Raw genomic sequence first — 14,396 nt, 5'->3', positions numbered from 1 at the left:
GACATCCGTTTCCAACCGCTGTCTGTGACAGACTATTATACCCGGTCACATCATTCTTCCTGTAATCCATCATGCACTGCCTCCAGACACGCTTTTCGCAGTTCATTTTCTTCTTTATTATATAAAAGCATCTCGCTGTGTTCAAAATATGCCGGACAGCCATTTCCGGCAATAAACGAAGTCATTGACTTATCCGCTGTGATCCCTGTCACGAAAAGCAGCATTTCCTGATTTTCGCCAAAGCTCTCTTTAATAAATAAAAAGGCATTCTGCAGTTCTCCCTGGAGTTTCTGGATCATATCTTCTCTGCATACTGCTTCTTTTTCAAAACATTTACTGATCCGCTTAAATCCATTTTCAGCTGACCGCACATGTTCTTTCTTTGCTGTCAGAATATATTCCCTCAGCCTGCGGATTGCCGTCTCCTGATATTTCTGTTCTCTTACTGAGATCAGTTCCATCTTTACTTTGATCTGCAGACTGTTTTCCTGTTCCTGCACAAATTCTTCAAGCAATGAAATTCCCAGCTTCTCTTCCTCAGCATTCTTTCTCACCTGAGTTCTCAGATGCAGAAGCATCTCATAGAGTACCTCAAGCTGATGATCTGCCTGTCCATATTCTTCCGCTTTTTCTCTCAATGCCCCCAGGATCAGATTTACAACTGCAAAACGCTCCTCAAAAGCTCCATCTGCAGCCATCTTCTCCTTCAGCGCCAGATTCTCCCGACTCAGATTTCCGGACAGGATCGACGGGATTTCATAATCCTCCCCATACTTTGTATATAACTGATAAAATCCTGCAAAATCTCTGGCTGTTTCGTCTTTCTGGAGAAATTCCTCCACCAGTTCCTCACTGATCCCGATTCCTAGCTTTTCATAGCTTTGCAGAAGTCTTGAAAGATCCTCCCAGCCTCTGGCAGTCACAAAGAATTTACCGTCTACTGCATTCTCCACCGCATAGAAATTGTTTTTCTTCACAGACAGATAAGAAATGATCGCCTGGTGCACATTCTGCTGTCCTGCATATTTCAGCCAGATATCGCAGTCAGGCTCAATTGTAAGCTTACGGACACGATCGAGTGTGACAATATCAAATTCCCTGACAGATTTATTATACTCCGGTGGATTTCCCGCTGCTACCAGAATCCAGCCTTCCGGAATCTTATGACTTCCAAAGGTTTTATTCTGGAGAAGTGCCAGCATTGCCGGTGCCAGGGTTTCAGACACACAGTTGATCTCATCAATAAACAGGATTCCCTCTTTCCTGCCTGTATTCTCCATACAATCATAGACAGATGCCACGATCTCACTCATTGTGTAATCTGTCACCATCATTCCTTTTCCACCGTAATTCCGTTTAACGATCTCCGGAAGACCGATGGCACTCTGACGGGTGTGATGGGTAATGGTGTAGGCTACAAGTCCCACACTGCACTCTGCTGCCGCCTGTTCCATAATGGCAGTTTTGCCGATTCCCGGCGGACCGATCAGCAACAGCGGTCTCTGACGGATCAGAGGATAAGTATAATATCCATTCTCATCCTTCGCCAGATATGCACGAAGTGTATTACAGATTTCTGTTTTTGCTTCCTGTATGTTCATTTTATTATCATACTCCTGCTAATTATTTAGTTACTGTTCACTCTGTTCACTCCGTTCCCAGCAACACGCTTCGCGATGCACAGAATTTATGCTAATCGCATAAATTCGCGCGGTATGTCTCGGGTTTTCTGTGACCTTCGCTCACAAAAAACACCTCGCGGGATATTACCAGTGAACAGTAACATTATTTACTCAAACTGACATCTGCTCCGCAGTTTGCCCCATTCCTGTGATCAGACATTTCGCCCATGGCGGCACCAGTTTCATCTTGTCCGTCCGTTTCAGAAATACAAATGCAGTCTCATAATCCGGCTTTTGTCCCGGATAAATCCCGTCACCATCTGTAAAATAGATCAGTGCTCTGAGATTCTTCAGTTCTTTTCTCTCTTTTTCCTGACGGATCAATTCAAATACAGGGCGGAAATCTGTACCTCCCCTGCCCTGGATCTTAACGTTCCGGATGTATTCCTTCCACTCTTCCTCAGAATGGATCACATCCACTTTCTGGATAAAACAGTCGCACTGGACAATATATACCTTCATCCTGCTGAAAAAATTCTCTTTTTCACTTAAAATCCCATAGGTTTCACCCAGAAATCTCTGTACAGTTTCTCCTGAACATGAACCGGATGTGTCAATGGCGATCACCAGCTCCTCCAGACGGTTTACTTCTTTATACTCCAACGGTTCTATCAATGGAATATTTCCATAATGTTCCATTCCAAAGCTGTAAAAAATATAATCAAAGCTCTCCGTATCCAGCTCCACTTCCTCCCGCAGTCTGCAGAACTGCTTCAGAAATTTCCGGTAATCATATTTACTGCGGTAGATCTCATCCAGTTCTTCCTGCTGATCGTTTGTCTGAGTCCCTGCCCTGCTTTGCATACCGGTCTTATTCTGTGAGGTATAAGCAAGGATATGTTCCCATTTTTCCTTTGTTCTCCTGCCTCCTGATGCCTGTCCGGCAGTTCTCTGCCAGAATATGTGATCATCAAAAGTATTTGTGTTCACCTGTGTATCATCTGATTTTCTTTTCTTCAGGCTGATTTTGCCTTCTCCGACAGCCTTGTCGATCAGCTGCTCTACAAAACAGTCGCATTCCCTGTCCCATTCACCGGAATCTCTGTCAGGTTCCATGAAAATATGAAGGTACAGACAGTGAAGCAGCATGTGCAGATATCCTCTTCTTACTGCTGCCGGATCTTCCAGATATTTTTTCATAAGAAATACCGGATTAAAATAAATCAGCTCCCCGTCTGTCCCAATTGTATCAATGCTGCTGTCTGCTTTGTATTCCAGACTTGTAAATGCCCCGTCCAGATAAGGAAAGTCCAGATATAATTGATTTCTGCAGTTTTGCAGGATTTTTTTTCCGGTAAGTTCCTGCTCTGTTGTTGTTTTACAGTGAAAAGTCTTTTTTTTGGTATCCATATTTTTTATCTTTCAGATGAAGCAGCCATACCAGAGAACGCAGCTTTGCTTTTTCCTGTGCACATTTTATAAAATTCTCCAGCTCATTTGCGGAAAACCATCCGCATTTCTCGATCTGTTCCATCCTTTCTGTATCCTCATTCTCTATCAGAAGCTCCATTACAGAACGTATTCTGAGCTTCAGGTATTTCTGTATCTCCTGATATTTATCGGACTCTCTGTCCGGATTTTCCTGAAAATAAATCTCCAGAGCCTGTTCAAGCTTTCTGTCCTGCATCAGATCATCTTCCTCTCCTGTGAAATTACCATAACCACAATATAACACAAAAAAGCTTCATTTTAAAGTCCTGTTCCTGCCCCTCTATTGACTTTCCTTTCCGTTATGTTACTATAAAATTACATATATTCTATCACAGATGAAAGGATTTTATCTTATGAATACTATCAAAAAATTCATCCACTACTATGATCCGTATAAAACGGTCTTTTTTATTGATCTGATATGTGCTGCCGTGATCAGTCTGATAGATCTGGCATATCCTCAGATCCTGCGGACTATGACAAAAACACTGTTCACTCAGGATCAGTCAAGGATTCTTCATGCACTGCCTGTGATCGCAGGAGGACTCTTTCTTATGTATGTGATCCAATGTCTCTGCAAATATTATGTAACCTGCCAGGGACACATGATGGGAGCAAATATGGAACGGGATATGCGGCAGGAATTATTTGATCATTACCAGCAGCTTTCATTTTCCTATTACAGTCAGAATAATTCCGGTCAGATGATGAGCAAGCTGGTCAGTGATCTTTTTGATATTTCCGAGTTTGCACACCATGGTCCTGAAAACCTTTTTATCTCTCTGGTAAAGATCATCGGTGCTTTTGTCTTTCTTTTCTTTATCAATAAGAAACTGGCATTTCCACTGATCATCCTCGTTATTGTTATGTTTTGGTTTTCCTTTAAGCAGAATGCCCGAATGCAGGCAACTTTTATGGAAAACAGACGTAAGATCGGGGATGTCAATGCAAGTCTCCAGGACACACTTTCCGGTATCCGTGTGGTACAGTCCTTTGCAAATGAAGATATTGAACATAACAAATTCAAAAAAAGCAATGAAGCTTTTCTGCTTTCAAAGCGTGATAATTATCGCTGTATGGGAAGCTTTATGAGCTCTAATCTGTTCTTTCAGGGAATGATGTATCTGGTCACTCTGGTGTATGGCGGTTATCTTATTGCCAACGGAGAAATGCAGACTGCAGATCTTGCCATGTATGCACTTTATATCGGAATCTTTATCAGTCCGATCCAGATTCTGGTCGAGCTGGTAGAAATGATGCAAAAGGGTCTTTCAGGCTTCCGCCGTTTCCTTGATGTTATGGAAACAGAGTCAGAGATCACAGACGCTCCGGATGCCAGAGAACTTACTGATGTGAAGGGACATGTAAGCTATGAGCATGTATCTTTTCATTACAGTGACGATAATACCCCTGTTCTCAGTGATATCTCTATTGATATCCCTGCCGGAAAGTCTGTGGCACTTGTGGGTCCGTCAGGTGGCGGGAAAACTACTATCTGTTCTCTTCTGCCACGCTTTTATGATGTAACAGAGGGACGGATCACTATTGATGGAAAAGATATCCGCAGCCTGACTCTGAAGAGTCTCAGAAATAATATCGGAACTGTACAGCAGGATGTCTATCTGTTTGACGGTACGATCCGGGATAATATTGCATATGGAAAACCGGGAGCTTCTGATGAAGAGATTATTGCAGCTGCAAAGCGGGCAAGCATTCATGATTTTATTATGGAACTTCCACAGCAGTATGATACCTATGTCGGAGAACGCGGAACAAGACTTTCGGGCGGTCAGAAACAGAGGATTTCCATTGCACGTGTGTTCCTGAAGAATCCGCCGATCCTGATCCTTGATGAAGCTACGAGTGCTCTGGATAATGAGAGTGAACGATGGATCCAGAGAAGTCTTGAAGAGCTTTCACAGAACCGTACTACTATTACCATTGCGCACAGACTTTCTACGATCAGGGATGCGGATGAGATTATTGTGATCACTGAGGATGGGATTGCTGAGAGGGGGACACATGAAGAGCTGTTGGATATGAATGGAGTGTATGCGGCTTATTATAATATGTGATTTTGTTTATAGTATCCGATAATAAACTGCGAAACAGTTATCTTTATATTTGCAATCTACTGATATATATTATAACAGCGCAGGAAAATTAATTGTCTGGCGTGCATTTGCAGGATACTTAGATATTCTTAGACGATAAAAATATGCGTTATGAGCCCACAGGGTCACTGTCTGAGCGACAGCGAGTTTGACCCTGCGGGCTCATGCTTTTAGCAGATTTTTATCGCCTTAGAATATCTTAGTGTCCGAAACCGCACGCCAGACAATTAATTTTCCTGCGCGTCCGTCAATCTATACTATTTTCGGTATACGAATGACGGGAGGCCGTCTTCGCCGCAGGGGATCTGTACTGTTCCCTGGATCAGGGGGCGGGCATAGTTTATGAAGGCTTCAGTGACGTCAGATCCGTCTTCTGTGATCCACTCTGATGGAACTGTTTTTTCTTCGTTGCAGATGGCATTGACGTCTTCAAGACCACATTCCATGATATAGGTTCCGTCAGAGGTTTCTTTGCGGATAAATGAGATCATCTTTCCTGTTTCGCCGTTGAGGGCTGCCTGTACGCCGAATTCTCCGGCTTTGATGGCTTCCTGCTGGTCTGTGGCGGACATCATGGATGCAGAGCAACGCTGGCTGACGTTGAGTTCTACAGAACGGGCTTTTACACCGAGGCGGTTTCTGACAAGGTTTTCGAGATATTTACCACAGCCTGCCAGCATTTTGTGTCCAAAGGTATCAGTGCCTACGGAATTGTCGTATTCACAGATAAATGTGCCCTTGTCGTCATGGATTCCTTCTGATACGCAGACAATGACATTGCAGTTTTTCTCAAATGATTTCTCTACTGCTTTAAGAAATTCTTCCTGGTCAAAGGCTGTTTCCGGAAGGTAGATGAGAAGAGGGTTGTCTCCTGTATATTTGCGGGCAAGTGCAGATGCAGCAGTGAGCCATCCTGCGTGGCGGCCCATAATCTCTATAATAGTTACGGATTTCTTTTCATAAACATTTGCATCTATGGTAATCTCGCGGACTGTAGAAGCTACATATCTGGCTGCACTTCCAAATCCCGGAGTATGGTCTGTGTGGATCAGATCATTGTCGATTGTTTTTGGTTCTCCGAGGATACGGATATCACTGCCTGTCTGCGCAGCATAACGGGAAAGTTTGCTCACCGTATCCATGGAATCATTTCCACCGATATAGAAAAACCAGCCAATATTCATTTCTTCAAATTTTTTAAAAAGTCTTGGATAAACCGGATCTTCCAGTGATTCCGGCAATTTATAGCGGCAGGAACCAAGATAAGCACCTGGTGTGACTTTCAGACCGTCAAGTTTCTCTCCCGGAAGTGCTTCGGCAAAGTCAAGAACTGTTCCATTTAAAAATCCTTCAATTCCGTTTATCATTCCGTAAACATGCTCAATAGCTTCCGGATGACGCATTCCCTCGGATACAACTCCGTAAAGGCTGCTGTTAATTACTGCGGTAGGACCGCCGGACTGACCGACGATCAGATTCTTTCTGGACATAAGAAACCTCCTGTATCGTTTGATTTAATGTGATTGCTTTTCATTATATCATACAACTGCCTTCCATAGCAATTCAATAAAAAGGTGTGTTCCCACATCCCCCTGTGAAAGCACACCTTATATTTCCCATATTCAGTTTCTGTTTTTATTCCCCGAATTCCCTGTGGTCTTCTTCCAGTTTCTGTTCTATTTTAATCTTTTTTTTTGCCTCTTCTTTCTGCTCATCCCGTGTTTTCGGAAGGATCACATTAAGCATTACTGCAATAATAGTTGCAAGGACAACCGGTGATTTACCGAAAATTGTTGTTACCCATGTGGGAAAGCTTGCAAGTGCAGCTGTTGCCTGAGATACACCCATTCCCAGTGCAGCTGCAAGTCCTACGATAGATGAATTACGGTAATCCATCTCAGCAGAAGCAACCAGCTTCATACCTGTCATTGCGATCGATGCAAATACAGACACAGTTGCACCGCCCAGTACACACTGAGGAATCGTTGTCAGGATAGCTGAGAATTTCGGAACCAGACCTGCTATACCGAGAATTGCAGCTGCAAGTCCCAGTACCCAACGGTTGATAACCTTTGTAGTTGTAACAATACCAACGTTCTGGCTGTATGTTGCTGTGGGAAGTCCGCCGAGCAATGCGCCTACAACGTTAGAAAGACCATAACCAACGATTCCACGCTGCAGTTCATCATCCTTAGGTGTTCTGTCCATAGCTCCGATCGTAGTCGCTGAATAATCACCGATTGCCTGAATAGAGTTGATAGCAAATAAAATTCCCAGTGCAACACAGGAAGACGGCTCAAACTGTACTCCAAAATGCATCAGAGATGGAAGCTGACAGACACCTGCTTCCCCTATGCTTGAGAAATCTACCATTCCAAACGGAATAGAAACCAGATATCCCACTATAATACCGATCAGAATAGATGCCAGTTTCCAGATTCCCTTTCCAAAATGATTCAGAGCTGTAACAACGATCAGCGTGAAAAATGCAATTGCCCAGTTCTGCCAGGATCCGTAATTCGGACTGCTGGTACCGCCTGCCATATAATTAATGGCAGTCGGATACAGGGAAAGACCGATGGTAAATACGACTGTTCCTGTGATTAGCGGCGGGAAAAATACCCGAATCTTCTTGACCAGCAAACCCATAACAACTGCTACGATACCACCAACAATCTCCGCACCCATGATTGCTGCTATTCCATACGATTCCGCTATCGCCTGCATACTTGGCACGTAAGCAAAGCTGACACCCATGATAATCGGCAGGCCTGAGCCAATTGCAAATTTCGCCTTTCCGCCAATCGGAAACAGCTGAAGCAAAGTTGACAATGCTGCAATGACCAGTGCCGACTGGATCAGGATAACCTGGTCTTCTCTGGAGAGTCCGCCTGGAACTGCTCCGGAAACGATGATCGCCGGTGTGACACAGCCAACGATCATAGCTACGACATGCTGCATGGCAAGGGGTAAAGCCTCACTCATGCGGGGGATTCCGTCAGTTTCAAAAATACTGCCTCTCTTCATAATTGCCTCCCAATTTCTTTTGTACGATTGTAACATTTTTTGTCCAAAAAAACAATTAGACGGCCTAATTATTTTTGGTCTAAAACTATACAATATTTACTCTTAAAATTTGGTTATTATTTTATCTTTTATATGTATTTTCCAGTATTTCATAAACCTTTCAGTTTATAATCTCAAATGTCCGATACAGATCCAGTCTTCCATATCCCCATCCCGGATTGGGGTATTCCATCTGTTCTTCTCTCACTGCCCCTTTCTGCAGATAAAACTTCACTGTATTTCCCGATGCATAAGGAATATTTCCTCTCACGATCGCCCATTCCTGCACCAATGCTGCTGCTCCTGCAACAACAGCCGAAGAAAGACTGCTCCCCGAAGCCTTTCCAAACGCCCCTCCCGGCAATGGAATGAGCAGATCTACTCCCGGTGCTGCCAGATCAGGTGTCACCTGGTTATTTGGAGTAAACCCTCTCCCAGCCTGAAAATACAGACTGTTATCCAGATACTGATAAGCTGTTGCCGTAATACCTCTGGTTGAATCCCCAGGTGCAGTAACAGTTATATAAGGTGTAGACTCCAGAAAATAAGTATCCGGCGAAATCAGCCCTTGCACCGGAAGCCACATGTGAAACCTGCTTCCCGATATTCCTTTTTTACTGACATTTACCTTCCAGATACCTGCTGCCGGATGAAAGAAGCGAAAATAAATCAGCTGTTTCCCGGTCATCCTCTCCATCTTTACGTAATTGACCAGCACTTTCGTCTCCACAAAAATGAAACTTAATTCCTGAGTACCTGCACCAAGAGAACTGCTCACATACAGCTTTTCTCCTGCCGGTGACTGTAACGATATCCCATAGTCATCCGGCGGATCTCCCCAAAATTCCATGGAAAATCCTTCTTCTTTATCCGCAATACGAAGTTCAACAGTATCCTGATTTTTCACATAGTCCAACTCTGCTGTATAATGATGCTGTGCTGCACCCTCATTTCCTGCTGCCACAGATACTGATACCTGAGAATCTTCATTAATATAATCTACATATCGACTCAACTCACTGTCACCAACATGTGCGCTCTGATTGGTGCCAAGTCCCAGACAAACGGAAACCGGCATTCCCATCTCTTGTGCCATCTTCACTGCAAAAGAAATCCCCAGCATAATGTCGTCTTCCTGAAATACCGGTGCCTGTGGCGGATACTGGTAAAATTTTCTCAGATAGGATTTTGCTTTCTTTAATTTCACCACAATGATCGTTGCTTTCGGAGCTGCTCCTGAGAAATTTTCTGTGGGTACAAAATTGCCTGCTGCCAGCCCTGCCATAGCTGTACCATGTCCGTTCTCATCCAATGAGGGTACAATCTCCTGTGGATTCTCCGACAGCAATGCCTGATTAATTTCCTCTCCGGTAAAAACCTTTCCATAAGGAACCTGTTCATCCTCATTTCCCAGAATTGTCTGATCCCAGATATATGCAATACGGCTTACATCTCCGTTTCGAAAGATTGGATTCAGATAATCAATCCCGGAATCAATCACTGCGATCACTGTGCCCTCTCCCTGAAGTTTCAGATAGGGATGATTATGTAACCGCGTAATCCCGGATGAATTTAATGCATCCGCATCCATAAATGTATAACACTTCGGCAAAGATGCATACGTATAGGAATTAATTTCCAGCGGACCAATCTCATTCAGCGGAATATATAGAATTCCAAACAATTCATTCACAGGAAGAAATTTTCCACCCATATTCTGTCCATGTTTTACAATAAAATCCCCGTACTCTTCATCCTGTGCCGGCGGTATTGACGGCTCAGCATGAATGCCCGGGGGGTTTTCCTGCTGTATCTGCACTTCAAAATCGTCAGGTCTGAACATTACTGTCCTCCCTGGATTTTTTATACATGATATGCACAATATATGCTCTTTATGACAATTCTAACCTTTACTGTTCAGACTGATATTCGCTTCCTGCTTTTGTTTCTTCACAACAGTCAGTAATAATATAATTCCAGCCACAGTTGTAAAAATACTGATAAACTGCGAAGTCGACAATACTCCTACGCTTCCTCTTTCAATATCTCCTCTGAAAAATTCTATCACAAATCTTCCTATACTGTAGAAAATAAGATAGCAGGCAGCCACCTGTCCATCTGCTTTCTTATGCTTTGCCACATAAAGCAGCAACAGAAAATGGGCAAAATCCAAAAAACCGGAATAAATCTGTGTCGGGATCAGAGCAACATTGTTGGGTGCAAAATCTGAATTTGTAAACGTAACCGCCAGAGGCCCTGAAGTTTCTTTCCCATAACAGCAGCCTGCCAGAAAGCATCCAATCCTGCCAAATCCCTGTGCCAGTGCAATGGATGGCATCATCAGATCAAAATACTCCAGAAATTTCAACTTCTTTATCCTGCAGTACAGCCAGCCCACCAGAATTCCTCCGATGATTCCTCCATATACCACAAATCCATCTGATCCTATGATCTGCCTTGGATTCTGCAGAAATTCCCTCCAGTTGGTAATCCAGAACAAAATCTTCGCAGATGTAAATCCACCAATGGCGCACCACACTACCAGATAAAAAATATGTTCACATGCAAGTTTCAGTTTACGCGCTCTCTGCTCAGCCACAAACCAGGCAGCCAATACTCCCATGGCGATCATAAATCCATAACCATATACCGTCAACGGTCCTATATGCAACAATTCATTATGCATGTCTCAAATCCTCTCAAATCTTAAAATACTTCCTGTCACTCTCTCATTTTATTTATTATTCACAGTCGGATTTCCCAAATAAACCTTCAAAAACCTCCAGCAATTTTTCATTTGCATAATCATTGGCTTCATTCTCATGTACCGCTTCCGCATCTGCTTCTCCGCAGATATCCACACCGGCAATCTTTCCACTGCTTTCTTTTGCACATTCCAATACAGTCTGTACACCGGACACCAAAGTTGTCAGCCTCATATCCCCCTGGCTCCATGTCGTCTGTGCATCCTCTGTACAAAGCACATCTTTATCAACAGATATATATAATGGAAGGAATTTTTCAGCATCTTCCTGTAAACCTTCCGATTTTCTCCAATTACATACTTCACTGACTGTTTCCCTGAGAAACCAGTTTCTCTCTTCATCATTCATCACCTGAAGTTTCTCTCTGGAGAGAAATATCACTCTGTCCTTCAGATTCTCATCTACCTGCTCATAGGCTGCTTCATCCGGTCCCACAAGGATCACATATTTCAGATTCTCCAGTTCCTCCAACGCTGCCGCGATCCATCCTCCACACGACAAAATCCCACCAAAAGCCGGAGGCTGCATATCTGTATGATTATCGTATACCAGCAGACAGAACGGTTGATCCATTCTTGTCAGCCAAAGTCTTGTCATATAGTGATAATTGCCGGAATCAATAAAATGGATTCCGGCAGTTGGATAATTTTCTGTTCGTTTATTAATCTCTGCGATTGCTTCCTCATCACAATAGCAGTTTGTCCCACAGACATCCTGAAGCTCAATCCAGGATACCTGTCTGTTTTTCCAGAATTCTTCTTCTCTGTAAATTCCGGAGAAATTCATCAGTACAATGGGATTCTGTTCCTGCATATTTCACTCAGTCCTTCCATTCTTCCAGCGGTTCATCATGATTTTTCAGCATTTCCCGGATTTCTCTGCCGGGACTTTCCACGCCTTCATCCGGAGTCTGCATCTCTGCATCCAGAATGGCGTCTGCATCTGCTGCATCTGCTGCATCTGCAGTCTTCCCGGTTTCTATTTCCATCTCCGCTTCCTGAACCTGAGAATCTGTATCTTGCTTCCATTCTGTTTCATCTTCATTTAAAGATTTATCCTGCACTTTTTCGTCCAGACCTGCATCTGCCAGATCATCCCATGGTTTCTCTTTGCCATTCTCTTCCTGTTCTTTTTCAGCACAGAGTTTTTCGGATTTTTTCATTCCAAGACGAATCATGATCAAAAATACAATGTCTGCCACTCCATCAGCAGTCAGAATAATTCCGGAAAACAGGATCATCCGGGTTACACTCAAAAAAGAATAGAGCAACATGGAAACACCCAGCGCAATAAATACCAGACAGCCAATAAGAATAATCTTCCAGCGTCCTCTCTGGGCTTTTTTCAGTCTGTAACTTCCCTTTATCTTCCAGATACTGTCAACCAGTACCAAGGCTCCCAGTAAATATGGCAGGATTTTGATCACGATCTGCGGTGTAAAGAAAAGAAAAATTCCAAGCACCATGACGATCACACCCGTAAACAGATCAAGAATCGTTGCCTTTTCCTTCTCAGCTGTATAAATAACAATATGATAAATACCGGAAGCGATCATTACCAGTCCGAATACAATCTTGCAGATAATGTTTACGGTCTGGTCCGGAACCAGGAGCAGACACAGACCAAATGCCAGATAAAAAACTGATGATAAAATCTCGCTTTTTAAAAAATCAGAAACTTTTTTCCCCATAACCTTTTCCTCCTGACTGTATGATAGCAAGTCCACACCCACTCTTATTGCTTTTCGTAATCTCCGCAGGGGACTTACTTGATTCGGTTAAAAATACTATTCCATTTCTTCTAAAATAGTATAACTTCTTTCTTTCTCTTCGTCCACAGGCAACTGCATGACTTTGTGTAAAATTTGTGAATTTTTCCTTGAAGTTTTTTTAGTGCGTATTATAATTATAGCGATACTCATAAATAATACATTTGAGAGTATTGCTATAAATAAAACTATGTCATAAAATGGATATTTTTCCATAGGAAGGATTTATTTTGAAAAAACAACCAAAGAATAAAGTTTTATTTCTTATCCCTGTCGGTGTTATACTCGCCGGTGCAGTGATTTTTTTATGCACCCGCGGAAATGAGAATGATTCTGTCTGTAAAGAAAATGTAGCCCGCCTTCAGGCTCTGGAAAATTCAGACATTTCACAGACAGAAGAACAGCTTCAGGCTCTGAAACAGACAACCGGCATTTCTTCCGGTTCTGATGCTTCAGACGGTTCTGGATCTACCCTGTTAAGTGATGTAGAAATCCGACAGGTTTTTGCCGGAAACGTCATCATCGGTGACTCTATCACAGAATCCATCGTAGAATACGGATATCTGGATACGGATGTGGTAGTCAGCAAACGAGGATTAAATGTAGGTGCAGCCGATGATCAGATCAGTACGGCAATTGCTCTGAATCCTTCTCATGTATTCATGGCATTTGGTTCCAACGACCTGGAAATATATGGTTCGGCTTCATCAGAATTTATTGATGCATACAGGACGCAGATAAAGAAAATCCAGACAGCCTTACCAGATGTCCCAATTTATATCAACTGCATTCTGCCGATTACTGATGAAGCGATCGCACAGACTCCTGATCTTGGATATTACCCTGATTATAATGAAGGACTTATCAAACTCTGTCAGGAAATGGGATGTACCTTTATTGACAATTCAACGATTGTAACAGACAGTTCAGAGAATCTGTATGAACCGGACGGTGAACATGTGATTCAGGACTACTATCCCAAATGGCTGACAAATATGGCACAGATTGCGGGGTTAAAGGCATGAAAAATTATTTACATATTTTTATCAAAGGTGCATTTGTTCTTTTCCTTATCGCATATCTGACTGTCCTGTATACCTCCGACAGCGCAAAGAATGTACCCATGGAACAGATTGCACAGACTATGGAACAGGATTCTGATATCACTTCTTTAAATAAAGAAGCACGTTCTGACCTGAAACATTATTATCAGACAGATGACCGCAATATTGACGGTTATTTCTTCTACAAAGCCGCTTCACCCATGGCAGTAGAAGAAATCTGTATTATGAAAGCCACTGACAATACCCAGGCAAATACTTTGCTTGAAAATGCAAACGCCCATCTCTCCGGTCAGAAGCAGGTATTTGAGGGATATGGCACAGATCAGATGGCTCTTCTGAACAATGCAGTTGTTGGAAAAAAAGGAAACTATGTATATTATATGTGCGGCGCAGACGCACAGAACTGGCGCACTGCCTTTCTTTCCATGATATAAGCATTTTACTTTAATCCTCGTAACTGTTCCGCATTTTACGCTAATGGACTGCAGAACCATTACTATGGCAGT

At 42.9% G+C, this 14,396-nt stretch carries 12 protein-coding genes; 3 read left to right on the top strand and 9 right to left on the bottom strand.

All coding sequences use genetic code 11. The annotated features are described in order from the left end of the window. Nucleotides 1–50: 50 nt before the first annotated feature. The 3 genes from NQ550_RS04360 to NQ550_RS04350 all read right to left on the bottom strand — a co-directional run bounded on the left by NQ550_RS04360 (nt 51) and on the right by NQ550_RS04350 (nt 3,309). Nucleotides 51–1,601, bottom strand: a complete 1,551-nt coding sequence (locus NQ550_RS04360; protein ID WP_025579957.1) for an AAA family ATPase — start codon at nt 1,599–1,601, stop codon at nt 51–53. 192 nt (nt 1,602–1,793) lie between these two features. Next, entirely contained in the window at nt 1,794–3,032 is a 1,239-nt protein-coding gene (locus NQ550_RS04355; protein ID WP_025579391.1) for a vWA domain-containing protein, read from the bottom strand. Beyond that, nucleotides 3,001–3,309 (bottom strand): hypothetical protein, encoded by a 309-nt coding sequence (locus NQ550_RS04350; protein ID WP_025579390.1) that lies wholly within the window; start codon nt 3,307–3,309, stop codon nt 3,001–3,003. The genes NQ550_RS04355 and NQ550_RS04350 overlap by 32 nt, the downstream gene beginning before the upstream one ends. A 157-nt stretch (nt 3,310–3,466) precedes the next feature. Here NQ550_RS04350 and NQ550_RS04345 point away from each other — a divergent pair, with 157 nt between their 5' ends. After that, complete coding sequence (locus NQ550_RS04345; RefSeq protein ID WP_025579388.1) at nt 3,467–5,188, top strand: ABC transporter ATP-binding protein; 1,722 nt, start codon at nt 3,467–3,469, stop codon at nt 5,186–5,188. Between the two features lie 296 nt (nt 5,189–5,484). Here NQ550_RS04345 and NQ550_RS04340 read toward each other — a convergent pair whose 3' ends face one another. The 6 genes from NQ550_RS04340 to NQ550_RS04315 all read right to left on the bottom strand — a co-directional run bounded on the left by NQ550_RS04340 (nt 5,485) and on the right by NQ550_RS04315 (nt 12,748). Continuing rightward, on the bottom strand, nt 5,485–6,717 hold the full coding sequence (locus NQ550_RS04340) for a 6-phosphofructokinase (RefSeq protein WP_025579387.1): 1,233 nt from the start codon (nt 6,715–6,717) through the stop codon (nt 5,485–5,487). 145 nt (nt 6,718–6,862) lie between these two features. Continuing rightward, nucleotides 6,863–8,254, bottom strand: coding sequence for a uracil-xanthine permease family protein (locus NQ550_RS04335; protein ID WP_025579386.1), 1,392 nt, complete (start codon nt 8,252–8,254; stop codon nt 6,863–6,865). 160 nt (nt 8,255–8,414) lie between these two features. Further along, the gene (locus NQ550_RS04330) at nt 8,415–10,136 is read right to left on the bottom strand and encodes a S8 family peptidase (protein ID WP_025579385.1); all 1,722 of its coding nucleotides are present in this window, start codon (nt 10,134–10,136) and stop codon (nt 8,415–8,417) included. Between the two features lie 60 nt (nt 10,137–10,196). Further along, nucleotides 10,197–10,979, bottom strand: coding sequence for a prolipoprotein diacylglyceryl transferase (locus NQ550_RS04325; RefSeq protein WP_008707888.1), 783 nt, complete (start codon nt 10,977–10,979; stop codon nt 10,197–10,199). Between the two features lie 55 nt (nt 10,980–11,034). Further along, nucleotides 11,035–11,871, bottom strand: coding sequence for a hypothetical protein (locus NQ550_RS04320; RefSeq protein ID WP_022380551.1), 837 nt, complete (start codon nt 11,869–11,871; stop codon nt 11,035–11,037). 7 nt (nt 11,872–11,878) lie between these two features. Next, nucleotides 11,879–12,748: an HdeD family acid-resistance protein gene (locus NQ550_RS04315; protein WP_025579383.1), complete on the bottom strand. Its 870-nt coding sequence runs from the start codon at nt 12,746–12,748 to the stop codon at nt 11,879–11,881. A gap of 308 nt (nt 12,749–13,056) precedes the next feature. On the opposite strand from NQ550_RS04315, the gene NQ550_RS04310 reads away from it, so the two are divergent. Together NQ550_RS04310 and NQ550_RS04305 are read left to right on the top strand one after the other, a co-directional pair. Then, entirely contained in the window at nt 13,057–13,851 is a 795-nt protein-coding gene (locus NQ550_RS04310) for a GDSL-type esterase/lipase family protein (RefSeq protein ID WP_008707883.1), read from the top strand. Next, nucleotides 13,848–14,324, top strand: coding sequence for a DUF4358 domain-containing protein (locus tag NQ550_RS04305; RefSeq protein ID WP_025579382.1), 477 nt, complete (start codon nt 13,848–13,850; stop codon nt 14,322–14,324). Before NQ550_RS04310 ends, NQ550_RS04305 begins: the two co-directional genes overlap by 4 nt. The last annotated feature ends 72 nt before the right edge of the window (nt 14,325–14,396 follow it).

The sequence above is a fragment of the Blautia wexlerae DSM 19850 genome (assembly GCF_025148125.1).
GTDB classification, from domain to species: domain Bacteria; phylum Bacillota; class Clostridia; order Lachnospirales; family Lachnospiraceae; genus Blautia_A; species Blautia_A wexlerae.
Note: the sequence above shows the minus strand (reverse complement) of the source record. Positions and strands in the feature narration are given on the sequence as shown.

Coding starts and splice junctions, on each gene's coding strand:
- NQ550_RS04335 (WP_025579386.1), bottom strand. CDS start 8,254: ATGAAGAGAGGCAGTATTTTTGAAACTGACGGAATCCCCCGCATGAGT.
- NQ550_RS04315 (WP_025579383.1), bottom strand. CDS start 12,748: ATGGGGAAAAAAGTTTCTGATTTTTTAAAAAGCGAGATTTTATCATCA.
- NQ550_RS04325 (WP_008707888.1), bottom strand. CDS start 10,979: ATGCATAATGAATTGTTGCATATAGGACCGTTGACGGTATATGGTTAT.
- NQ550_RS04330 (WP_025579385.1), bottom strand. CDS start 10,136: ATGTTCAGACCTGACGATTTTGAAGTGCAGATACAGCAGGAAAACCCC.
- NQ550_RS04360 (WP_025579957.1), bottom strand. CDS start 1,601: ATGAACATACAGGAAGCAAAAACAGAAATCTGTAATACACTTCGTGCA.
- NQ550_RS04350 (WP_025579390.1), bottom strand. CDS start 3,309: ATGCAGGACAGAAAGCTTGAACAGGCTCTGGAGATTTATTTTCAGGAA.
- NQ550_RS04345 (WP_025579388.1), top strand. CDS start 3,467: ATGAATACTATCAAAAAATTCATCCACTACTATGATCCGTATAAAACG.
- NQ550_RS04305 (WP_025579382.1), top strand. CDS start 13,848: ATGAAAAATTATTTACATATTTTTATCAAAGGTGCATTTGTTCTTTTC.
- NQ550_RS04355 (WP_025579391.1), bottom strand. CDS start 3,032: ATGGATACCAAAAAAAAGACTTTTCACTGTAAAACAACAACAGAGCAG.
- NQ550_RS04320 (WP_022380551.1), bottom strand. CDS start 11,871: ATGCAGGAACAGAATCCCATTGTACTGATGAATTTCTCCGGAATTTAC.
- NQ550_RS04340 (WP_025579387.1), bottom strand. CDS start 6,717: ATGTCCAGAAAGAATCTGATCGTCGGTCAGTCCGGCGGTCCTACCGCA.